This is a genomic window from Liberiplasma polymorphum, assembly GCF_043951795.1.
Taxonomy (GTDB): domain Bacteria; phylum Bacillota_I; class Bacilli_A; order Izemoplasmatales; family Izemoplasmataceae; genus Liberiplasma; species Liberiplasma polymorphum.
In genome coordinates, this window is the sequence record NZ_JBIOAG010000010.1 from 25,917 (window position 1) to 48,382 (window position 22,466).

20 protein-coding genes and 1 other RNA gene are annotated in these 22,466 nt (G+C 32.9%); 2 read left to right on the plus strand and 19 right to left on the minus strand.

Annotation, left to right across the window (positions count from 1 at the left end):
- Window positions 1-3: 3 nt before the first annotated feature.
- The gene (locus tag ACHAJD_RS03515) at window positions 4-2,883 is read left to right on the plus strand and encodes a coiled-coil domain-containing protein (RefSeq protein ID WP_435584481.1); all 2,880 of its coding nucleotides are present in this window, start codon (window positions 4-6) and stop codon (window positions 2,881-2,883) included.
- 27 nt (window positions 2,884-2,910) lie between these two features.
- On the opposite strand, the gene deoB is transcribed toward ACHAJD_RS03515, so the two are convergent.
- The 15 genes from deoB to ACHAJD_RS03590 form a co-directional block, all read right to left on the minus strand.
- On the minus strand, window positions 2,911-4,086 hold the full coding sequence (gene deoB, locus ACHAJD_RS03520) for a phosphopentomutase (RefSeq protein WP_435584482.1): 1,176 nt from the start codon (window positions 4,084-4,086) through the stop codon (window positions 2,911-2,913).
- Between the two features lie 4 nt (window positions 4,087-4,090).
- The gene (gene xerD, locus ACHAJD_RS03525) at window positions 4,091-4,990 is read right to left on the minus strand and encodes a site-specific tyrosine recombinase XerD (protein WP_435584483.1); all 900 of its coding nucleotides are present in this window, start codon (window positions 4,988-4,990) and stop codon (window positions 4,091-4,093) included.
- Window positions 4,991-5,001: 11 nt separating this feature from the next.
- The gene (hemW, locus tag ACHAJD_RS03530; protein ID WP_435584484.1) at window positions 5,002-6,108 is read right to left on the minus strand and encodes a radical SAM family heme chaperone HemW; all 1,107 of its coding nucleotides are present in this window, start codon (window positions 6,106-6,108) and stop codon (window positions 5,002-5,004) included.
- 77 nt (window positions 6,109-6,185) lie between these two features.
- Window positions 6,186-8,018: a translation elongation factor 4 gene (gene lepA, locus ACHAJD_RS03535; RefSeq protein WP_435584485.1), complete on the minus strand. Its 1,833-nt coding sequence runs from the start codon at window positions 8,016-8,018 to the stop codon at window positions 6,186-6,188.
- Window positions 8,019-8,123: 105 nt separating this feature from the next.
- Window positions 8,124-8,457, minus strand: an RNA gene (rnpB, locus tag ACHAJD_RS03540) — RNase P RNA component class B.
- Window positions 8,458-8,462: 5 nt separating this feature from the next.
- Entirely contained in the window at window positions 8,463-8,639 is a 177-nt protein-coding gene (locus tag ACHAJD_RS03545) for a (2Fe-2S)-binding protein (protein ID WP_435584486.1), read from the minus strand.
- On the minus strand, window positions 8,639-10,786 hold the full coding sequence (locus ACHAJD_RS03550) for a polyribonucleotide nucleotidyltransferase (RefSeq protein ID WP_435584487.1): 2,148 nt from the start codon (window positions 10,784-10,786) through the stop codon (window positions 8,639-8,641). Before ACHAJD_RS03550 ends, ACHAJD_RS03545 begins: the two co-directional genes overlap by 1 nt.
- Before the next feature lie 95 nt (window positions 10,787-10,881).
- Window positions 10,882-11,424, minus strand: a complete 543-nt coding sequence (locus tag ACHAJD_RS03555; RefSeq protein ID WP_435584488.1) for a DUF2179 domain-containing protein — start codon at window positions 11,422-11,424, stop codon at window positions 10,882-10,884.
- A gap of 11 nt (window positions 11,425-11,435) precedes the next feature.
- Window positions 11,436-12,602, minus strand: coding sequence for an amidohydrolase (locus ACHAJD_RS03560; protein WP_435584489.1), 1,167 nt, complete (start codon window positions 12,600-12,602; stop codon window positions 11,436-11,438).
- Window positions 12,599-13,648: an AI-2E family transporter gene (locus ACHAJD_RS03565; RefSeq protein WP_494337900.1), complete on the minus strand. Its 1,050-nt coding sequence runs from the start codon at window positions 13,646-13,648 to the stop codon at window positions 12,599-12,601. Before ACHAJD_RS03565 ends, ACHAJD_RS03560 begins: the two co-directional genes overlap by 4 nt.
- Window positions 13,649-13,843: 195 nt before the next feature.
- Window positions 13,844-14,113 (minus strand): 30S ribosomal protein S15, encoded by a 270-nt coding sequence (gene rpsO, locus ACHAJD_RS03570; RefSeq protein WP_435584491.1) that lies wholly within the window; start codon window positions 14,111-14,113, stop codon window positions 13,844-13,846.
- Window positions 14,114-14,230: 117 nt separating this feature from the next.
- On the minus strand, window positions 14,231-15,136 hold the full coding sequence (locus ACHAJD_RS03575; protein ID WP_435584492.1) for a bifunctional riboflavin kinase/FAD synthetase: 906 nt from the start codon (window positions 15,134-15,136) through the stop codon (window positions 14,231-14,233).
- Between the two features lie 12 nt (window positions 15,137-15,148).
- Entirely contained in the window at window positions 15,149-16,006 is an 858-nt protein-coding gene (truB, locus tag ACHAJD_RS03580) for a tRNA pseudouridine(55) synthase TruB (RefSeq protein WP_435584493.1), read from the minus strand.
- A gap of 100 nt (window positions 16,007-16,106) precedes the next feature.
- Window positions 16,107-16,421 carry a thioredoxin gene (trxA, locus tag ACHAJD_RS03585; protein ID WP_435584494.1) on the minus strand — a complete coding sequence of 105 codons (315 nt, stop codon included), beginning with the start codon at window positions 16,419-16,421 and terminating at the stop codon, window positions 16,107-16,109.
- 85 nt (window positions 16,422-16,506) lie between these two features.
- The gene (locus ACHAJD_RS03590) at window positions 16,507-18,828 is read right to left on the minus strand and encodes an endonuclease MutS2 (protein WP_435584495.1); all 2,322 of its coding nucleotides are present in this window, start codon (window positions 18,826-18,828) and stop codon (window positions 16,507-16,509) included.
- Window positions 18,829-18,897: 69 nt separating this feature from the next.
- On the opposite strand from ACHAJD_RS03590, the gene rnhC reads away from it, so the two are divergent.
- Window positions 18,898-19,794 (plus strand): ribonuclease HIII, encoded by an 897-nt coding sequence (rnhC, locus tag ACHAJD_RS03595; RefSeq protein WP_435584496.1) that lies wholly within the window; start codon window positions 18,898-18,900, stop codon window positions 19,792-19,794.
- A gap of 17 nt (window positions 19,795-19,811) precedes the next feature.
- Here the strand turns inward: rnhC and ACHAJD_RS03600 are convergent, their stop codons facing one another.
- The 4 genes from ACHAJD_RS03600 to ACHAJD_RS03615 all read right to left on the minus strand — a co-directional run bounded on the left by ACHAJD_RS03600 (window position 19,812) and on the right by ACHAJD_RS03615 (window position 22,387).
- The gene (locus tag ACHAJD_RS03600; protein ID WP_435584497.1) at window positions 19,812-20,198 is read right to left on the minus strand and encodes an FMN-binding protein; all 387 of its coding nucleotides are present in this window, start codon (window positions 20,196-20,198) and stop codon (window positions 19,812-19,814) included.
- Window positions 20,195-20,686, minus strand: a complete 492-nt coding sequence (locus tag ACHAJD_RS03605; protein ID WP_435584498.1) for a flavodoxin domain-containing protein — start codon at window positions 20,684-20,686, stop codon at window positions 20,195-20,197. Before ACHAJD_RS03605 ends, ACHAJD_RS03600 begins: the two co-directional genes overlap by 4 nt.
- A gap of 76 nt (window positions 20,687-20,762) precedes the next feature.
- Window positions 20,763-21,116, minus strand: a complete 354-nt coding sequence (locus tag ACHAJD_RS03610) for a hypothetical protein (RefSeq protein ID WP_435584499.1) — start codon at window positions 21,114-21,116, stop codon at window positions 20,763-20,765.
- The gene (locus ACHAJD_RS03615) at window positions 21,113-22,387 is read right to left on the minus strand and encodes a DUF1576 domain-containing protein (RefSeq protein WP_435584500.1); all 1,275 of its coding nucleotides are present in this window, start codon (window positions 22,385-22,387) and stop codon (window positions 21,113-21,115) included. Before ACHAJD_RS03615 ends, ACHAJD_RS03610 begins: the two co-directional genes overlap by 4 nt.
- Window positions 22,388-22,466 lie beyond the last annotated feature (79 nt).

Below are 22,466 nucleotides of genomic sequence, written 5' to 3' on the forward strand. Positions count from 1 at the left end.
TTGATGGCAAAAAACAAATATGAAATTGCAACCCTTTCAAAAGTGAATAAAGATCTTGCTTTGCTAATTGATGAGGATTTACAAAAGGAATCCGAACTCCTACAAAAACTCATCAAAGAGGTTTATGAAGCCAATCAAAAAGTTAAAGAAAGTCATATAAAGCGTGTACAAGAAACACAAGATCGTCTAAAAATAATTAACGCTGCAATTGATTCTTTAAAACAAGATATCGATCAAAAAGATCAAGAAACTACGATTGAGCAGTTTAATTACCTCTTACAATCAAAAGATCAAATATTTGATGCATTAAACACAATGCGTCTTTTTGACAGTCGTTATCACATTGATCATCCTGTTCAAACCCATTTAACAATTTTAAAAAACCGCATTATTGATATCATCACAGAAGAAAAAACGCATGAAGATCAACTCAGTGATTCTTATTTCATTCCGCTTAAAGATACCCTTATGACTTGGGTTGAGCGATTATTTTATAATAATCAAGTCATGCTTGAAAAAGTCTTTTTATCTGATGAAGCTGAACTCGAGAAAAAACTATCTGGTTATTACAATCAAGACGATACCATTCAATCACTCTTTGAACAACTTCATAGTGCATTTAAGGAGTTAACTGAGTCCAGACAACACTTCTTCTACCAAAGTGTCGATGATGATATTTTAAATGACAAAATTACAGCGCTTTATCAAAAGGCTGTTGAAAAGATAGAACAAAAAATTAAGTCAATTGATGAAATTTTTATTGAAAAACGTAATCAAATTGATGAACAAATGGTTACGATTGAAAAAGATACCATTAAAAAATTAAAAGCAAAATATGAAAAACGTTTAAAAGAAGAAAAGCAAATGCGTGAAACGCTACAAGAAGATTTAAAGCAAATGAAATTCGACATCATGATGGCTGAAAAGCAAAAAGATATTAAAAAACTACAAACGTTAATGAAAAAATATGATGATTTAGAAAAGAAAAATCTAAGTTTATATGAAGAAAAAGTTAAACAACTTGCAGCATCACAAACAAAAAAAGACAAAGATAACTTAATAAAACAGCGAAAAGCATTAGAACTCAAGCATGAAGAAGACTTATTTAAGCAACGTTATCAATTAGAAATTGAAAAAATTAAGTTTAATGAATCGCGTTCCTTATTTAAATTACGCGAAGATCAAAAATCGATGGAAAATGATAAAAAAGTAAATACACAACTAGCAACTGACTTAAAAAAATTCCATCAAAACTTACTAAACTATAAGAAAGATTTATTAAAGTTTGCGGATGCGATTGAATCATTAATCATCTCTCAAACGATTACGTTTATGAAAAATGAAGTTGAGCAACTAGAACTCATTCAGCCACTTAACAATGAAATTAAAAGTCTTCAATTAATGCTTGCAAAAGACTTAAGAAAAAAAGCCTTTGATGAAGAAATCTTTTCTTTAAAATTAGCCCATGCCTTTGATGTTATGACTGAAAATGTTGATCATCAACACATCGTAAAACAGTTGTTAAAACGTAAGGTAACCGATGAAAAGCTTACTGAAGTTGAAACCATACGAGCTCAGGAAGAAGCTAAAAACGAGTTAATTTATCAACATGCATTAGTTGAGATTGCTGAGAAAGAACACGAGTTACAGCTTATTAAAATTCAATCTTTATTTGAAAGTGAAGTTGATTTGACAAAGAGTCAAGCTGAACGTTTAAATATTGGGATTGGTGTTAATGAAGCAATGGTTAAAACGACGGTTGAAAGTCAAATTCACTTTGCTCAGCAGCAAATTAAATTTGCTGAAAAAGAATTTGAAGCCCGTCTTGAAAATATTGAACGTTCTAAAGAACAAGAAATAAGCTACGCTCAACAAAAATTAAATACAGCCAAGCAAAAATACTTATATGATCGCAATCAATTAATAAAAGAACGTGATCAAAAACTTGAAACACTTGCTTATAGAATGGCTTTATTCACAGAACAAAAGGACCGTAAAAAATTAAAAGATCAAGAAGATCAAATTAATGCAACTTATAACGGGTTAATTGGAACAATCGATCAAAACGAAGCCAATGACCCTCAAATCATTCGTTATTCAAAACAAATTGATGCCTCGCAGAAACGAGCAGATAAAGCCATTGAAGATGCTGTTAAGCTTCGTGATAAAACAATAGACACATTCAATGAACTACTCCAACAAAGTCAGGATAAATTAGAATTATTCTCGAAAAAACATGAAGAAACTTTAGTGCCTTATATCGAATCAGAAGCAAATGTGACAGCTCAAGAGCGTTTAGATGATGCTTTAAAAGAAGCGGATGCGCAATTAGCTGAAAAATTAGAAAAACCAAAAAACCGTATTGAAGAACTTAACGAACAACTAAAATCATTAGTTAAAGAAGACTCTAAAGAAGAAATACGTATATTCGAAGCCATGGAACTAGCACATAGTAATCATAGTGAAACGATAGAAAGTCTTAAAAAACAATTATTAGAATCTATTGAAATCATTGAAGAAAAAAGTAGTGATTACTTAACTCAAATTAAAAATGCCGAAAATTTACTCACTCAAGTAAAAAACAATACATTAAATGATGAAAGGCTATTAGCTAAGTTGCAAAAAGCCAAACAACTTGAAACAACTCATAAAGCAGATTATAAAAAAATTCTGCAAAAAGTTGAGGCAGAAACCCAAAGTCATATTAATCATATTGACAGTAAAATTAAAAGTATTAATAAACACCTAGATTCAACAATTAGAGCCTATAAACGCTTCTTAAAAGCTTCAAGTTCTTCTCAAAATACTAAACAAAAAGCCATTCATAAAACATTGCATGAACAATACAAAACAAAACGAACTGAAATTGAGCAAAAATATTAAAAAAATCGCTATAAATAGCGATTTTTTTTATTTTAATTCTTTTAAAAAGCTTGTGCCTAAACGTGTTTGTTTTACATTAAAGTTTTCAGAGATGGTTGCCCCAATATCTGCAAAGGTATCACGCTGAGTTAAAGGGCCACCTTTTAATTTTTTGTTATAAACTAGTAATGGTACATACTCTCTTGTATGATCAGTTCCTTCATGAGTTGGATCATTTCCGTGATCAGCAGTAATCATCAATAAATCGTCTTCTTTTAACTTCCCTATTAAGACTTCTAATTGAGCATCAAACTCTTCAAGTGCTTCTTTATAGCCTTGTGGATCTCTTCTATGACCATATAACGCATCAAAATCAACAAGATTTAAGAATGCAAGACCTTTAAAATCTTTTTCTGTAAAGTTAGTAAAGTTTTCCATCCCATCTTTGTTTGCGTCTTGTTTATAACTTTCAGTAATGCCTTCGCCGTCATAAATATCTTTAATTTTACCAAATGATACCACATCATAACCAGCTTCTTCTAAATAATTTAAAGTAGTTTTTCCAAATGGTTTTAATGCGTAATCATGGCGATTAGAAGTGCGTTTAAATTCACCAACTCTATCACCGAGGAATGGACGAGCAATTACTCGACCAACTTTATACGCATCAGCAAGTGTAAGTTCTCTAGCAATCTCACAAGCTTTATAGAGTTCTTCTACACTAACAACTTCTTCATGTGCTGCAATCTGTAAAACAGAATCCGCACTAGTATAAACAATTAAATCACCCGTTTTTAAGTGATGCTCACCATATTCATCTAGAATTACCGTTCCACTACTTGCTTTATTTCCAACAATTTTTCTACCTGTTTTTTCTTCTAACTCTTTAATGAGAGATTCAGGAAAGCCCGTATCTGTAAAAGTCTGAAATGGGGTGTCAATTCTAAGTCCCATTAACTCCCAATGTCCTGTCATAGTATCTTTTCCGACACTTATTTCAGCCATTTTAGTATAGTAACCTTTTGGATTAGAAACAGGGTTCACGCCTTTAATTTCAGTTAAGTTTCCATAGCCTAGTGCTTCCATATTAGGTAGTGTTATCCCGTTTGTAGCTAAACTAATGTTCCTAATAGTATTTGCGCCAACATCTCCATAATCTTTTGCATCTGGCATTTCACCAATTCCAACACTATCAATGACAATCAAAAATATTCTTTTATACATTGGATCACTTCTCCTTTTTCGCATGTGGATGAAAAGCATCATACACAGCAATTAGTTGTTTTTTATTTATATGGGTGTAGATTTCTGTGGTTGATACATCGCTATGTCCTAACATTTCTTGAACATATCTTAAATCTACACCATTTTCTAATAAGTGCGTCGCAAAACTATGACGCAAGGTATGTGGACTTACATCTTTAGCAATTTGCGCTTCTTTAGCGATTTCTTTTAGGATTTTATAAAATCCTACCCTACTAATTGGTGCACCAAAGCGGTTTAAAAATACATAGGGTGTAGATTTTTTACTTAGTTCTAATCGACTACTTTCTAAATATTTTTTAAGAGCGCTGGCCGCTTCAGAACCGATTGGCACAATGCGTTCTTTAGAACCTTTTCCAATAACATTAATAAATCCCATATTAATATGTAAGTCATTTATTTTAAGATCGAGTAGTTCACTAATTCTTAATCCAGACCCATAAAGTAATTCTATCATCGCTAAATTTCTTTTCATTAACAACGTATTAACCGATGCGATTTTAATCATGCGTTCAATTTCTTCAAGGGATAAAACATCCGGTAATCTTTTCGCTTTTTTAGGACGATTAATTAATAAGATGATATTATCATCCACTAGTTTTTCTTGTAATAAAAACTGATGAAACTTTTTCATTGAACTTAACTTACGGTTAACTGTACTTGCGGCAGTTTGATGTTTCCTTAAATTCATTAAATAGCTTTTAACAATGTCTTTTGTAATAAATTTAGGATCAGTTATCCCTTTGAACTCGAGATATTTTAAGTAATGTTTTAAATCACCTAAATACGCTTCAACAGAGTTTTTACTCATTTGATGCGTAGATTTAAGTTCATATTCAAATTCTTTTAACAGTTGTTTTAACATAGTTTATCCTCTTAAAATATTTCAAAAATATGATTACCTAATAATAATCCTTTGCGTGTAAAGCTTAGATACTCAGACTTTAACTGTAAGTAGCCTTGTTCAATAAAGTCAGTTAGTTTTGGATAACGGTTAAATAAATCAATGGCATATTTATCATTTACTGTTGGTACATGGATGCCTTTTAAGAGTCTTAATCCCATAAGCATTTCATCACGCAACCCTTCATAAGGATAAATAGTATCAATAGGTCTTTTATGGTCTTTAACTGTTTCTATGTATTTTTTTACTGAACTAATGTTATAGTATCGTTCTTCATGAATTTTACCATGAGCACCTGCACCAATACCAATATAATCGTGGTTTAACCAGTAAATTTTATTATGTAAGGATTCATGGTTATCTTTTGCATAATTACTAACTTCATAATGCGTATAACCATGTTCAGTTAGTTTATCAATGATGGTTTCATACATTAAGCCTTCTAAATCATTTTCATTCATTTTAACTTTACCTATCGAAACTAAATGATGGAGTCTTGTACGTTCTTCAAGGATTAAGCTGTAGTAAGAGATATGATTGATGTCGAGTTTTACAACTTGTGTGATATCTTCAAGTACTTCATCAATGGTTTGATTAATTAAACTAAAAATGAGATCAACACTAATGTTTGTAATTCCAACAGCTTTTAGCATGTTAACTGTATTAAACACATGTTCGTTCGTATGCAAACGATTTAAAAACTTTAACTGTTTTTCATTAAATGTTTGAACACCTAAACTAACACGGTTAATGCCGTATTTCTTAAAAATCATTGCTTTTTTTATCGTTAAATCATTTGGATTACATTCAATGGTATACTCTTTCACATGTTTAATATCGATTTCGTTTTGAATGGCTCCAAGTAATTTTGTCAAATCATCATCACTTAAACTACTCGGTGTCCCACCACCAATATAGATGGTATCAAATTGTTTATAATATTTAGTGAAAAGTTTTAACTCATATATAAGCGCATCAACATAAGTTGATTTTTTTTCTGGTTTAGCAATTTCTTTAACAAAATCGCAATATGTACAAAGTACGGTACAAAATGGAATATGAATATATAAACCAAGCATACTTACACCTTCTTATTTTAACATATTATTTTATCACAGTCACAATGTTGTAGAAAGAAAAACACGCAAAAAGCGTGTTAGTCATCGAGGGATAGTACAGATAAGAATGCTTCTTGTGGTACTTCAACATTACCAACATTTTTCATACGCTTCTTACCTTCTTTTTGTTTTTCAAGAAGTTTTTTCTTACGGGTTATATCGCCACCATAACACTTAGCTAATACATTTTTACGCATTGCTTTTATACTACTTCTAGCAATAATTTTATGACCGAGCGCCGCTTGTATAGGCACTTCAAACATATGTCTAGGAATCAAATCTTTAAGTTTTTCAGTAATAGTTTTTCCTCTTTTAAAGGCAAAATCTTTATGCACAATCGTAGATAGGGCATCTACGACAATACCGTTAATCAAAATGTCCATTTTTACAAGTTTACTTGGTTTATATCCGTAGAATTCATAATCTAATGAGGCATACCCTTTCGTTGAGGACTTTAATTTATCGAAGAAATCATAAACGATTTCAAGTAATGGTAAATGATAGGTAATTTGAACACGTGTATCACCCAAATATTTCATGTCTTGGAATAAACCACGTTTATTTTGACATAATTCCATCACATTACCGACATATTCTTTAGGGGTCATTAGTACAGCTTCTACATAAGGTTCTTCAATTCGATCAATATACTGCATCTCAGGTAATAAACTAGGGTTATCAATGGTTTTAACATCCCCATTTTCCATATAAACATTGTAAATAACACTTGGTGCAGTCGCAATTAGACTAATACCGAATTCTCTTTCAATACGTTCTTGAATAATTTCCATATGTAACATGCCTAAAAATCCTGTTCTAAATCCAAAGCCTAAAGCTTGAGAATTTTCAGGTTCAAAAATTAAGCTGGCATCATTTAGTTTTAGCCGTTCTAAGGCTTCTCTTAAATCAACATACTCATTAGAATCAATTGGATATAATCCGCAAAACACCATTGGATTTAGTTGTCTATAACCAGGTAGTGGCTCTTTTGCACTTGGTTTTTGTTGGGTAATTGTATCACCAACACGAACATCTTCAACTGAACGGATGGCTGCGGTTAAGTAACCTACATCACCTGGAGCCAAATATTCTCTTTTTTCTTGTTTAGGGGTGGTAACACCTACTTCAATCACTTCGAAACATTTTCCGGTAGACATCATTTTAATAACGTCTCCTTTTTGAACGGTACCTTCAACAATTCTAATTGAAGGAATAATTCCTTTGTAAGGGTCATAATAAGAATCAAAGATAAGTGCTTTAAGTGGCGCTTCAGGATCCCCTTTTGGTGAAGGGATTTTTTTAATAACTTGGTTCATTATTTCGTCAATACCGATGCCTTCTTTAGCACTTGCTAATATCGCATCACTAGCATCTAGGCCAATAACATCCTCAATATCTTTTTTAACTTTTGGAATGTCTGCACTGGGTAAATCTATTTTATTTATAACTGGTAAAATTTCTAGATTGTTATCTATGGCTAAATATACATTCGCAAGCGTTTGAGCTTCAATTCCTTGCGCAGCATCAACTACTAAAAGCGCCCCTTCACAGGCCGCTAAACTTCTAGATACTTCATACGTAAAATCGACATGCCCTGGGGTGTCGATTAAATGAAAAATATATTGTTCGCCATCGGTATGTAAATAATTAATTTCAACGGCATTTAATTTAATGGTAATCCCACGTTCACGCTCTAAATCCATAGAATCGAGTAACTGTTCTTTCATTTCGCGAGCAGTAACAGATTTAGTGTGTTCTAAAATACGGTCTGCCAGTGTGCTTTTACCGTGATCAATGTGGGCAATGATAGAAAAATTTCTTATCATTTTTTGACGACTTTTAATCGCTTCAATATCAAGTTGTTTTGACATCGTCATCTTCCTTTCAAACGCTCTAGTTATTTTACACTACTTACACTTTTTTTTCAATTATTTTCATTTAAAAAAGACGCACGAATGCGTCTTTTTTCCTCTCGTTCTTGTAAGCCATGTTCTGTCCCGTTTCCGGTGGTAATCATTTATCTGCGTTTCCGCCTTTTCTTAGGTTCAATTCCCCTTGAAAAGTGCCCCTACCAATATTTGGGTTTCTAACTTGCGGGGTTTACCCGTTCCACCTTAAGAATTTCTTCTTAAGCTCGTCTCTGTGGCACTTTTAAAGATACTCATACCATTTAACAGGTATTTTCTCAGCCGTCACCAATAAAGGTGCATAGCGTTATGGTTTCCGCTATCACAATCACTACAAGCATCCCAGCTTGTGCTAGCATGGACTTTCCTAACCTATTCAAGATAGGCTCGATTACCCCAAACGAAAGGTTATTTAGAGTTTTCTATAAGTATTTCTATTGTTTCTATACAAGAGCCGCATGCACGTCCTGCATGGGTTTTTTTCGTAATTTCTTCTGGTGTTTTAGCACCAGATTTTATTGCTTTTATAATCGTATCTTCTGTGACAAGTTCACAATAACAAACGAGCGTTGGTTCGTCAATCATTATTCTTTTTTGTCAGTTGGAGCTTTTTCTTGTTTTTCTGGTTTAGGTATCGTTGCAGCATGAGATAAATCTATACGTCCTCTGTCATCAATACCGATAACTTTAACATCGATTAATTGACCAAGTTTGACGATATCTTCAACTTTGTTTACACGGTCATGAGCAAGTTTTGATATGTGACATAATCCGTCAGTACCTTTCCATAACTCAACAAAGCATCCAAACTTTTCAATTCGTACAACTTTACCTTTGTAAACTTCGCCAACTTTAGCTACTCTAACAATGTTTTCGATAAACTTAACCGCACACTCAATCGGTGCCATTTCAATATGCATTAATGTAACACGACCATCTTGTTCAATATCGATTTTAACGTCATTACATTTTTCAATAATTTGTGTAATTTGTTTCCCACCTGGGCCAATAACATCACGAATCTTATCAGGATCAATAAGCATGACTTTAACTTTAGGCGCATATTTAGATACTTCTTTACGCGCTTCTGGAATTGCTTGTAACATGTTTTCTAATATTTGTAAGCGTCCAATACGTGCTTGTTCTAAAGCTTCTTCTAGGATATCTCTTGATAATCCATCAATTTTAATATCCATTTGTAAGGCAGTAATCCCATCTTTAGTTCCAGCAACTTTAAAGTCCATGTCCCCTAGATGATCTTCTAACCCTTGAATATCGGTTAATACACGTGAGGTTTTTCCATCACTAATTAATCCCATTGCAATTCCTGCAACTGGTGCAGAAATTGGAACCCCTGCAGCCATTAAACTCATACAACCCGCACAAATACTTGCTTGACTTGTAGAACCATTGCTTTCAAGAATCTCAGATACGATACGAATCGTATAAGGAAAATCTTCTTCATTAGGTAAAACCTGAATTAACGCACGCTCACCTAAAGCACCGTGACCGACTTCTCTTCTACCTGGTGGACCGTAACGTCCTGTTTCTCCAACACTGTATGCTGGGAAATTATAATGAAGCATGAAACGTTTATTATCAGTTTCACCAAGTCCGTCAATATACTGACTTTCTCCTAAAGCACCAAGTGTTGTAATACTTAATGCTTGTGTTTGTCCACGTGTAAATAAAGCACTTCCGTGTGTTAATTCTAAAATATCTACTTTAGAATTTAATGCACGAAGTTCTGCTAAATCACGACCATCAGGTCTAACTTTTTCTTCGATAATTAAACGACGGACTTCTTTTTTAATTACATCATCCATTAAAGATTTTGCGGTTTTTAAAAGTTTTTTACGGTCGTCTTTATCTAAATCTGAAAACTGCGCTTCAAGTGCTGTAATTACTTTTTCTTGAATCGCTTTAACTACTGTAGATCTTTCAGTACGATCATGAATCCCAGCAGCTACAATAAGTTCTTTTTCAGCATTTTTTTCTATATACGAAACAACGGTTTCGTTTTCTTCTGGTTTTACCCATGCAATTTTTTCTTGACCTAGTTCAGCAATAATTTCTTCCTGGAATGCCACGAGTTTTTTAATCCAATCATGACCATACATAATTGCTTCAAGCATGTCCTTTTCAGAAACTTGTTTTGCGCCAGCTTCAACCATATTGATTGCATCTTTAGTTCCTGCAACAATTAAATCGATATCTGAACGTACAAGTTGTTCTTCGGTTGGGTTAACAACAAACTCTCCATCAACACGCCCTACTAAAACACCTGCGATTGGGCCTTTAAATGGCATTGGGCTTAACCCTAAAGCTAAACTACTACCAAACATTGCTGTCATTGGTGGGGAACAATTAATGTCTCCACTTAATACAGTGTTAATAATTTGAATATCATACTTAAATCCATCTGGAAACAATGGACGTAGTGGGCGGTCAATTAAACGCGCCGTTAATGTTTCTAACTCGGAAGGTCGTCCTTCTCGTTTTAAAAAGCCTCCTGGGATTTTTCCCGCTGCATACAGTTTTTCTGTATACATGACCATTAATGGAAAGAAATCTAGTTCTGACGGTTCTTTTGATGCTTGCGCAACACTTAAAACGGCAGTTTTATCATAACGTATAATCGCTGCAGCAGTAGCTTGTTTTGCTAGTTCACCGATTTCTACTACGAGGTTTCTCCCATTGAAGTCAAATGTGAATCTTTTGGCTTCACTCATTCTTTTTCCTCTTTTCTCTTATCTTCTATTTTCTACAATTAATTATAATACCATAAAACATGGTAAATGTATAGAAAAAGCGACAAAGTCGCTCTTTACTTTCTTAAAATTCCATGACCACCATAAACTGGGCGAATGTCATTAACAGTTATGACGACATCCTTTTGATAGGACTTAATTACATCAATAATTTCTTGTGTTCGTTTACGTGGAATATGCATATATAAAATTTCTTTACGATCGTCTCTACCATAAGCATCAACTGCTGTAACTGCAAAGCCCATTTCTCTTAGTTCAATAGAAAGTTTTTTTCCGTGAATTTTTTTGACAATGGCTTCAATATTAACTGTTCCCAGCGCCATTTTACCTTCAATTTTACTACCAGAAAAATTCCCTAAAGCAAACGCAGCAGCATATACAACGACTTTAAATGGGTCTTCTGCAACATTAGTCAATACCGTTGCGGCGATAACAACCCAAATAATAACTTCGAAAAAGCCTATTGTAGCCCCTTTTAATCGTTCACCTTTCGTAATTAAAACAATACGTACAGTAGCTAAGGAAACTTCAAAGCTTTTTACAACAAATATAAGTATATATAATACTATTGGATGAATACTATCTAATAAATCTCCCAAAATTACACCTTCTAAATTTTATGCACGATTTGACCATCAATCATAACTAGTGTTGGTCTTACCATTATGTTGAATAATTCATTATCCCATATAACAATATCGGCATCTTTACCTTTCTTAAGTGACCCTACTCGGTCTTCAATTTGATTGAGTTTTGCGGCATTGATTGTTAATGCCTCTAATGCTTTCTTCTCAGAAAGTCCTTCTTTTACAAATAATGCAGCTTGAACTAATGTTGTATCTAAGGTTATGACTGGATGATCTGTCATAATCGCAAATAAAATATCATGATCCTCTAAAATTTTTGCGCTTTTAAAAGATTTTCTAACTAACTCATATTTAGAAGCTGCACCTAAGGTTGGCCCTATAATTAAAGGCACTTTGCTTTCTTTAACCGCATCAGCAATTAAGTAAGCTTCTGTTGCATGTTCTATGGTTGCATTAAGATTAAACTCTTTAATAATTCTAATTGCAGTCATAATATCATCGCTTCTATGTGCATGAATTTTAACAAGCATGCCATCAAATACACGTTGTAAACTATGTAGTTTCATATCGAAACTTGGTTTAGTTGCATTTTCTTCACCTGATTCAAATGCTTTTAGCTGCATATGATAATCTCTTGCACGCATTAAATATTCACGCATTAATGCAGCGCTTGCCATGCGGGTAGAAGGCGCTTTCTTTTGACCACTATAAACACGTTTTGGATTTTCACCTAAAGCCATTTTCATACATACTTCTTCTTTAAATACCATCGCATCCACGGTGTTTCCAACCGTTTTTAATGCGGTAAATGTTCCACCAATAACATTGGCGCTACCTGGACCTGTAACAACACTTGTAATCCCACTTTTATAGGTATATCCAAAAGCCATATCATTAGGAAAAACACTGTCTAATCCTCTTAATTCAGGATAAATAGGATTAGTCATTTCGTTTGTATCATTGCCTTCAAATTGGATAGCTTCTTCCATAACACCGATATGACAGTGAGGGTCTACTAACCCCGGCGTTACTATTTTACCTTCAGCATCAATGATGTCATATCCTTCATAATTTTCAGCATTAAACTCTCTACCAACTTCAAGGATTTTTCCATCTTTAATAGCAATAAAACCTAACTCATTATAAATATCTTCCATCGTATAAAGTCGTGCATTCTTGATGATTATCATTCTTTTGCCTCCCTGATTTTTTTCATTTCTTCTTTATCTAGTAATAATTTTTCCTCGTTCAACTCGCGAACATATAAAAGGGTCGATTTAATCGTACCAGTAATTGGGATGGCTAAAATTAATCCAACAACGCCAAATAAATAACCGAAAAATACAAATGCACTTAATACTAATAATGGATGAATTTTTGTTTCTTTTGCCATAAATAAAGGTTGGGCAATATTATTTTGAATCATTTGACCAATAATGTTAATTATTAAAATCGCTAATGGGGCATATTGTCCAAACATAAGTGTATCACGTTCTGTAAAACTATATAAAACAGGTAAGATAATAGCAATAAAAGGCCCTACATAAGGTACAACGTCAAAGAATCCTAACATAAATCCAAATAAAACACTACGCTCTTTAAACCCTAATATGAAAAATACAATCGTAAAGAATATTGCCATCACAAACATACTAATAAATCTACCGTTAAAATAGTTTTCAACGACTTGATTGGCGCGTTTACTTAATTCAATCGCATGAACACGGTACTTTTTAGGAATAACCGATATTAAACTTTCAAATATACGTTCACGATCATTTAAAATGAAAAATAAAAAAACTGGGACTAAAACAATCGTAATAATAATCGTCGTTATGCTTTGAAAAATTCTAAAGATATCTACTGTAATTGGTTCGCCGTCTCCAAATGTTACACGTTCTTCTATCCATAGATAAATTGGATGGAAAATAGAATCTTCATTAAATGTAGTTTGAAAATAATCTATGATTCTTGGCCAGTCATTTTGAAGAAAAGCAATGCCTTGTTCATAGATTAACAACCCTGCAAATCGTCCAAACAATATTAATAAAACGGTAATCCCAGAAAATACTAATACTGTATTAATTAAACGATTTTTTTGTTTGATTCTTTTTTCTAATAGCTTAAACACTGGTGCAACAAGATAACTGATGAATAAAGCGATTGAAAATGGTAATAAAATCGCTATAAATGCTTTCATAAACAACCCTATAGCATTTGAAAAAAGTTCACGCACCAATAATAAAATTAATAAAATAAGTGCCGCGATAGCCAAAGTGGTTATTTGGTTAATTCTTCGCTCTTTTTTTGTCAAAACATATCAATCCTCTCGTGTTTATCTACGGCTATTATAAAACAAATCATCCTATTTTAAAAGGACTATCAAAGAAAAACACTGATTTCAAAAAAAAATAAGCGCGAGCGCTTATTTTTATCGTCTTAATCCAAGTTTTTTAACTAGTGTTTGGTAACGAACAACATCTTTTTTCGCTAAATATTTCATTAGGTTACGACGTTGTCCAACTTTCATTAATAATCCACGACGTGATGCATGATCATGACGATGAATTTTTAAATGCTCGTTAAGTTCAAGAATTTCTTTAGTAAGAATAGCTACTTGAACCTCAGGTGAACCTGTGTCACCATCTTTTAAGCGATATTCTTCAACGATTGCTTGTTTTGCTTCTTTAGTTAAAGCCATGTTTATTCCTCCTTATTTTCTTATTTTACCCTGATTCTTAGAAGTGCGTTGGAGTCTCGCAAAACCATGAATTAGGCGCGATTATTATTATAGCATACTTAAAAATAAACGCAAGTTTTATTCAATATTTTTTAAAATGTTTAATGTTTCAATTTCATCTTGCTTAATTTGATCGATTAAGGCTTCTACACTATTAAATTTAATTTCATCACGGAGTCTTTTTATGAACTTAATCTCAATGATTTCACCATAAATTTGACGGTCGAAATCAAAGAGATAACTTTCTACACTCAAATCTGTTTTACAGTTTAAAGTTGGGTTATGTCCAATACTTGACATTGAAGGATACCAAATGTCATTTACTTTGGTTTTAGTAGCATAAACACCTTTTTTAGGGATTAAATAATCCCCAGTATCGATATTAGCAGTGGGATACCCAATTGCTCTACCTTTTTTTTCTCCGTGGATTACTTCGCCACGAACTGAATAATAATCACCTAATGTTTCTAAAACATGATTGACTTGACCACTTAGTATTAAGTCTCTTATATGGGTACTACCAATCTTGTAGCCTTCGTATGTTAATTCACCAACAACAATGGTATTAAATTCTTTGTGGTTTTTAAGGGTTTCAACCGTACCACTAGCTCTTACCCCAAATTTAAAATCAAACCCACACACGAGCGTGTGAAGCCCGTTTAAATACGTATCAATAAATGCCTCAGGGGATAACTTCGCTTTATCTTTTGAAAATTCAATTAGATATAGATAATCAACGCCTAAGGTAGCAATTTTTTCTATTTTTCTTTCAATCGGTGTGATATAAGTATAGTCTAAATCAAATAAAACACTTTTTGGATGAATATCAAATGTAATAATAGCTGTTTTTAAAGCGTGTTCTTTTGCATGATTTTTCATTGTTTCAATCAATGTTTTATGGGCTAAATGGACACCATCAAAAAAACCGATAGCGGCGACGGTGTTTGGAGCAATTTTTATACCATTAAGTTTTATAATTTCCATAATTAAACCTCTTTACATAAATACATTTTTTGCTTTATACGTTTCTTGTTCACGTTCGTAAATTGCGAGCAAGTTATTTTGCTTATCAACGAGTTTTACTAAGTCTTCATTACAGTTTAACGGAAGTGTTTGACCGTTTTTGACGGCAAAATAATCCGTTTCATCTAACGTAATTGATGCTAGACTCCTTAAAGCATTGGTCATACTGATTAATGGGGTTTCAACTATAACCTCATCTAGTTTAATCGCATCATCTAAGGTGTAATCACCTGCTTGAGTGCGGTGGATACGCGTCGTATGAGCAACCGTATCAAGCTTTTGGGCAAGATCTAGTGCTAACTGTCTAACATAAAGTCCTTTTGATGCATGGACTTTAAACGAAATTATGGGTAAAGTGTCTGTATTTGAAACGTCTGATAGGCGTTCAAAATGATACACCTTAATTTTTCTAGGGTCTACATAAGGAATAGTCTCTTCATTGCGTGCATATTCATAGAGTTTTCTTCCTTGAACTTTTACGGCAGAATAAGCAGGTGGCGTTTGAAGATATTCACCAATAAAAGATTGGATTACTGAATCGATTTTAGATAAATCAAAAATAGGGTTTTCGCCTATGACTTTCCCTGTATGATCAAGCGTATCAGTTTCTACGCCAAAATAAACATCGAACTCATACGTTTTTTCATCTTGATTTAGGTAGTTTAAGAGTTTCGTTCCTTTATTCACGCCTAAAACTAAGACACCAGTTGCCTCTACATCAAGCGTACCTGAATGACCGATTTTTCTGGTTTTATAAATTTTTCTTAGTTTACTAACACAGTCGTGACTACTTAAACCAAGTGGTTTGTTAATTACAATAATTCCATCCATATTCTTCACCGTGTATATTATACACTATTTCAATAAAAAGTCACAAAACATTCGTTTTCGTGCAGAAAAAAAGCCTAACGAGTTAGGCTTTGATTACAATTTAAACACTACGTACCCAGTTTACAAGGGCATCTTTAGGCATAAATCCTGCTTTTTGAGCAACGACATCGCCTTCTTTTAAAACAAATAATGCTGGAATGCCTTGAACACCATATTGTTGTGCTAAACCGATGTTTTCATCAACGTTTATTTTAACAACTTTAATATCCGGATTTTCACTTGCTACTTGTTCTAATACTGGACCAATCATTTTGCATGGTCCGCACCAGTCTGCATAGAAATCTAATAAGACTAACGCTTCTGATTTTACTAGTTCTTCTAAATTTGTGTTGTCTGCAAATACTACTTTTGACATAAGATATGTTCCTCCTTAATTAATTTACACGCTCATTATACTAATTATTATACACGATTACAATCAAATTGCACTACTGTGTTTATTAAGTAAAATAAATAATTGTAACCCCTTGTCCACCTTCTCCAGCTTCACCATCGCGAAATTGTTTAACTAGTGGATGAGATTTAACTTGATCGTGCACCATTTTTCGAAGTGCTAATGTCCCAAAACCGTGAATAATACTGGCAAAAGGCATGTTTGCGACTGCACAATCATCTAAGTATTTTTGTAGGGCGTCTTCTGCTTCATGCACACGCAAGCCTCTTAAATCGAGTTCTGGTGGGACAGATTTTTTAATGGCTTTTGCTTTAGATAATGGTTTTTTATCAGTTTGTTGATTTTGATCTTCTGCATATTCGAAATCTTCTTCTTTAAAGACACTATTAAGTGCCCCCATTTTTACAAGCCATTGCTTGTTTTTTTGCTTTTTAATGAGTTCACCATAACGATTGTACTTGATTAAGTAAACTTGATCGCCAACGTTATAAACATGATCTAATTTTGATTTAGCAGTTTCAGTTTTTGCGGTAAGATTTCTAGCTAAATATTTAAGTTCTGCAAGTTCGTGTTCTTTAAAAGATTTTGTTTTCAATGTTTCTAGATTTTGAATGAGTTCTAGCGCTTCTTCTTTTAGTTTATCTAGCACACGTTGGTTTTCTAAAGCCAGTTTTTCTTTTAATTTAGAACGTTCCGCTTGTAATGTTTGTTTTAGTTGACTTACTTTTGATTGTTCTTCTAAATTTTCTTTAAGTAGTTTTTCATACGACTGAATAAGTTGATCAAGACGCTTACCTTCTTGTCTTAGGGTGGTTATAAGATCACTAATTTCAGTTTTTGTTGTTAAAACACGTGTTTGTGCCGCTTTAATAATCGTAGAATTTAAACCAAGTCTATCACTAATTAAAAAAGCATGTGATTCTCCTGGTGTACGAAGTAGTAATCGATACGTTGGTTTTAATGAGACCTCATCAAATTCTACGCTAGCATTCATAATGGATGGTTTTGTATAAGCATACGCTTTTAATTCTGGATAATGCGTCGTAGCTAAAACAATCACATCTTTTTGATCGAGATAATCTAAAATACTCATAGCTAAGCTTGATCCTTCATTCGGATCAGTACCACTACCTAACTCATCAAGTAATATTAAACTATGTGGGGTCACGTTATTGACGATACTAACAATATTACTCATATGAGAAGAAAAAGTTGAAAGTGATTGTTCAATACTTTGTTCATCCCCAATATCTGCTCTAATTTGATTAAATATAGGTAGACTACTCTCAGGTAATGTTGGAATTAAACACCCACTTTGCATCATAATAGCTAGCAATCCAACAGTTTTTAGTGTAACGGTTTTTCCACCTGTATTTGATCCTGTAATAACTAATGTTTTAATGTTTTCATCAAAGGTGATGTTGTTAGGAACTACCTCATCTTTTGAAATTAACGGATGTCGTGCTTTAATTAAATGAATCGTCTTACCAATTTTAGGTCTAACGGATTCTGTATGGTATCCATATTTAGCTTTAGCAAAAACGAAATCTAAGTAGGCGATAATCGTTTGATTTTGAGTTAACATTTCATAGTTTTCATATACATGCAAGGTGAGTTGATATAAAATACGTTCGATTTCTTTTTTCTCGTCTGCTTCAAGTCGGAGTTTTTTACTGGATAAATCTCTGACAGTTTCTGGTTCAATATAGGCCGTTTCTCCACTGCTAGAGTAATCTAAAATAGTCCCTTTAAAGTTGTTTTTCTCTGAAATTTTAACAGGAACAACATGACGATTATATCGTATGGTTACAATTTGTTCAGTTAATTTTTTCGCATCTTTTTTTAAGACTGAATCTAATGCACTTCTAATATGTTTTTCGGTAACTTCTATATCACTTCTAATGCTTTTTAAAGATGCTGAGGCAGTTGATAAAATTTCACCTTGTTCATTCATGACATCGAGAATGTTTTTTCTTAATTCGTTTAAGATAAATATTTCTTCTGCATATTGTTCTAAACTTACAGGTTGCTCTAACCGTTCACTTAATCTGTAGAGTTCTTTTTTAATCCTTTTTGAAGCCTCTATATGACTGGCAATATCTAAAAAATCTCGAATCGCTAAAAGCCCTTGAATTCTTGCGCGTTTTAACGCTTCTCTTAAATCATATATGCCACCAAATGATGGGGTGATACGTTCTTTGATAAAGCCGGTTGCTTCATCGGTTTCAAGTAAATGTTTTTCTATGTCTTCTTTTAAGGTCATTGGAGACAATTCAAATACTTTTTCTTTTCCGATAACAGTGTCCGCATAACTCGCTATCATCGTAACGATTTTGTCAAATTCTAATTTTTTTATATCAAATCGCATAGAATCAACTCCTTATCGATATCATTTTACACTATTTCATGGTAAAATACAGTAAAGGAAGTGAAAATTATGAACTTTGTCCTTTCATTAACTAGTGAGCAAGTTCTTTTCTTTTTAGATTACTATAAAAATGAAGCGGAACCATCAGATAATACACACATTAAACGTGTTATTACTGATAACGAATTGACCATTACAGTGTACCACACAAACAAAGTTGTGTTTCAAGGTAAAACTGCCGCGAAACATGCTTTATTTTGGCAAGAAAAATTTGGATTAGAAGATTTTAAACAACCCATTAAAGTAGAAATGCATAGTGATTATTACTTGCCATCGATTGGTAGTGATGAATCGGGTGTTGGTGACTATTTTGGTCCATTAACTGTTTGTGCAGCCTATGTTGGTGAAGAACACATTTCTTGGCTTAAAACCTTGAAAATTAAAGATTCTAAACTAATCAAAGACGTTGAAATTAAAAAGATCGCAGTTCAGTTAATAGAAAAAATCCCTTATTCATTGTTAATTTTAGACAATGAAAAATATAATCAAATGATTGAAAAAGGGTATAATGCGCATAAGTTAAAAGCCCATTTGCATGCACAATGTCATAAACATTTAACTAAAAAAATCGGTTTAAAAGTACCGATTATTGTAGACCAATTTTGTACTGAAGCCCAGTATAAAAACTATACTAAAGATTTTAAAGGGCTGATTATGCCAACGCATTTTCAAACCAAAGCAGAAAGTTATTATTTAAGTGTCGCTGTTGCGAGTATAATTGCTCGATATAGTTTTATAACTAAGTTAGATCAACTCAGTGAAAAAATTGGTGTCCCTTTGTTAAAAGGAGCCTCAGGAAAAGTTGATGAGCTTGCTAAATTCATTTTAGATACTAAAGGTGAAAAGACTTTAAGAAAAATAGCAAAAGTTCATTTTAAAACCACACAAAAAGCAACGCAATTGTAACTAATGCGTTGCTTTTTTTAATCTTTAAGCGCGTCCTCAATTGCTTTTAAGTACGCTTTACTAGAAACGGTTGCTGAGGCTACAACATCAACATCAATCGAGTTGTCTGCTATAATGCGTTCAAACAATATTGTTTGAACTTGTTCATTAGGCATGCGCATATCATCAATTATGGTAATCTTTGTTATTTGTCCATCTAAGATGGTTACTTCGATTGTATTTTGCCAACGATACTTTGTATAACTTCCTAAATAAACACCATCTTCTAGAGAGGTAATATCTATAGATGTAATTTCTTCTGATAATACATCGTTCATTCCACGTAGTAAAAAAACTGAAAACGGGATGATAAATACTAGCATAATTAAGAAAAATATACTTAAGCTTATTACAATGCGTTTCATAAGTTACTAACAGCATCTATCAGTTTAGTAACCGCGCTTTGATTAATATTAACTTCTTCTTTATCTTCTGTTTTTTCTTTTTGTTTAGAAACCATTTTTATAATCATTTTTGATAAACGTCCGAGTCTTTCATATCGAAACTCACCGCCACAATGGATGGTAAACAAAGCGTTTTCTACTAGCTCTTTAGGGATCGTCTTTACTAAAATATCACAGATTAAAGCATGACTATCCGCACCACTTACAAAAAAGCCAATATTTTTTTGAATTAAACTATCTTGATTTTTTTTAATAAATTTAGATATGGGCGATAACACCATACCCATTCGAATTCCTGAACCGAATATGACTGTGTGGTAGTTTGATAAATCCACTATCTTGGTATGAACTAAATCGATAACTTCAACATCAAGCCTACTCGTTTTTATTTTTGTTACAATATCTTTTGTTACACCCGTTTTTGTTGCATAAATAATAGCTATACTCATTACTTCACCTCTTTAATCTTTGTTACTTTAATTATGCCGTATTTAATTGAAAAACACCATAAAAAATGGTGTTTTTTTACCCTTTATATCGGTTAATTCTTGTTAATGTAATGATGACTTTATCTTCTTTTTCTTGGACAATCATATCATCAATTAATAACCCTATAATCTCAAGTTCACTTTTAGAATCTATATCACCAATTAATTCCCATCCATATGTTTCTACTTCCATTTCTCGCTCTCGAGAAATTTTTTCTTTCATGCGCGCAATAAAATCAGATTTTGGTGGCGATATCGTTGTAACAAAATAAGTAACTTTATCTTCATATTTTACATCTATATTAAATTGTTTATATCCATGGATCATATAAAATAAACTTAGTTCTCTAATGATTTTTGTGACGATTCTAATTTCTTGTTTGTTAATCATGTGACATCCTCCTCAAGTTTATCTTTTCTGATAAAATCAAATATGGGAATTAGTATTGCAGCAACAAATCCTGCAGCAAATCCATTGTTGTACAAGTCAAATCCCCCTTGGAATACGTAAGTATATGGGGTAAGGACGATGTGAACAAACCCAGCGATGATTCCAAACAATACACCATGTCTACCGGCAATCGGTGCAACTGCAGTAACAAATAATATCGCAATGGCTAAGCCGACACCGACTTCACCTGTTGTTTCTCTAACAATAAGATACCAAATGGTAGCTCCTAACATGACTGGGATTGAATTTCTTGGGTGTTTTCCAAATGCCCCAAACCCCATAACTGTTAATATCCCACCCATAACAGCCCCGTTTATTTGAATGCCTAAAGCAGTAATTGCTATTAATGATATAAATCCCATTACACCAACGTTAACCATCGTAATATCTTTTCCAGCATCACGGATAAAATCAGAAACTAAACGCCCAGTACTCTTTAATATGATTGGGTATTTTTTGTAAACTTGTGAATCATTTAAAAACCCACTAATTATGAAAATGCTAGATATGATAACAACTAATATATATAACTCAAGATGATACGCTTCGCTTGTTGTTGAATCAAATCTAAATAAATCAAACTTAAATAAACTTGTTAACATTGCCGCATAAAGCATCGATAAGATGCCCATCGCAAATCCGATATTATATAGATTATACCCTTTATGAAAGCGAATTGTGTGTGCAGACAACACTGGTAGAATATACCCAGTAAACATCCCAACTACAATCCCTGCTGGTACACCAACATAATATGGCCAATTGGTTCCGAAAATTAAAAAGCTTACAATTGGAGAAATCCCTGTTGAAAATAAAACAACGATGATAAAAGACTTAAATTCTAATTTTTGATGTCTAGCGTGTAAATAGATCCCAATATAAATAGGGATTGTATTAAATATATTTTTACCAAAAAAAGAAAATCCTGCAATGGTGAGTAGTCCTGCAAAAATAGGCCCTGTCATTTTTAGTTTTAAATAGCGTAACATCAATATATTAATAAGCATAATTGTTGCAACATTAAATAATGTTGCCCCTAGTCCACCGATATGTAAATAATCACTGATTAAGACACTTGGACTTCTTAATATATTGATGTAACCCTGATAAATAGTTGTAACATCATCAAACATAAATGCCATGGCAAATAAAACAATGAAAATGATTGGCATCATCATACGTGTTTTTAAAAGAAAATATAATCGCTTCATATGCATTACTCCTTTATTGTCATATTTATTATATCAAAAAAAAGTAAAATACTAAGAAAAACTTATGTTATTTAATTGT

Excerpts from the sequence above, each read along its gene's own strand:
- ACHAJD_RS03600 (WP_435584497.1), bottom strand. The coding sequence starts at position 20,198 with ATGAAACGCATTGTAATAAGCTTAAGTATATTTTTCTTAATTATGCTA.
- ACHAJD_RS03610 (WP_435584499.1), bottom strand. The coding sequence starts at position 21,116 with ATGATTAACAAACAAGAAATTAGAATCGTCACAAAAATCATTAGAGAA.
- ACHAJD_RS03550 (WP_435584487.1), bottom strand. The coding sequence starts at position 10,786 with ATGAGTGAAGCCAAAAGATTCACATTTGACTTCAATGGGAGAAACCTC.
- rpsO (WP_435584491.1), bottom strand. The coding sequence starts at position 14,113 with ATGGCTTTAACTAAAGAAGCAAAACAAGCAATCGTTGAAGAATATCGC.
- lepA (WP_435584485.1), bottom strand. The coding sequence starts at position 8,018 with ATGTCAAAACAACTTGATATTGAAGCGATTAAAAGTCGTCAAAAAATG.
- xerD (WP_435584483.1), bottom strand. The coding sequence starts at position 4,990 with ATGTTAAAACAACTGTTAAAAGAATTTGAATATGAACTTAAATCTACG.
- hemW (WP_435584484.1), bottom strand. The coding sequence starts at position 6,108 with ATGCTTGGTTTATATATTCATATTCCATTTTGTACCGTACTTTGTACA.
- ACHAJD_RS03605 (WP_435584498.1), bottom strand. The coding sequence starts at position 20,686 with ATGAGTATAGCTATTATTTATGCAACAAAAACGGGTGTAACAAAAGAT.
- ACHAJD_RS03515 (WP_435584481.1), top strand. The coding sequence starts at position 4 with ATGGCAAAAAACAAATATGAAATTGCAACCCTTTCAAAAGTGAATAAA.
- ACHAJD_RS03575 (WP_435584492.1), bottom strand. The coding sequence starts at position 15,136 with ATGGAAATTATAAAACTTAATGGTATAAAAATTGCTCCAAACACCGTC.
- trxA (WP_435584494.1), bottom strand. The coding sequence starts at position 16,421 with ATGTCAAAAGTAGTATTTGCAGACAACACAAATTTAGAAGAACTAGTA.
- rnhC (WP_435584496.1), top strand. The coding sequence starts at position 18,898 with ATGAACTTTGTCCTTTCATTAACTAGTGAGCAAGTTCTTTTCTTTTTA.
- ACHAJD_RS03615 (WP_435584500.1), bottom strand. The coding sequence starts at position 22,387 with ATGAAGCGATTATATTTTCTTTTAAAAACACGTATGATGATGCCAATC.
- ACHAJD_RS03545 (WP_435584486.1), bottom strand. The coding sequence starts at position 8,639 with ATGATTGACGAACCAACGCTCGTTTGTTATTGTGAACTTGTCACAGAA.
- ACHAJD_RS03590 (WP_435584495.1), bottom strand. The coding sequence starts at position 18,828 with ATGCGATTTGATATAAAAAAATTAGAATTTGACAAAATCGTTACGATG.
- deoB (WP_435584482.1), bottom strand. The coding sequence starts at position 4,086 with ATGTATAAAAGAATATTTTTGATTGTCATTGATAGTGTTGGAATTGGT.
- ACHAJD_RS03560 (WP_435584489.1), bottom strand. The coding sequence starts at position 12,602 with ATGATAATCATCAAGAATGCACGACTTTATACGATGGAAGATATTTAT.
- truB (WP_435584493.1), bottom strand. The coding sequence starts at position 16,006 with ATGGATGGAATTATTGTAATTAACAAACCACTTGGTTTAAGTAGTCAC.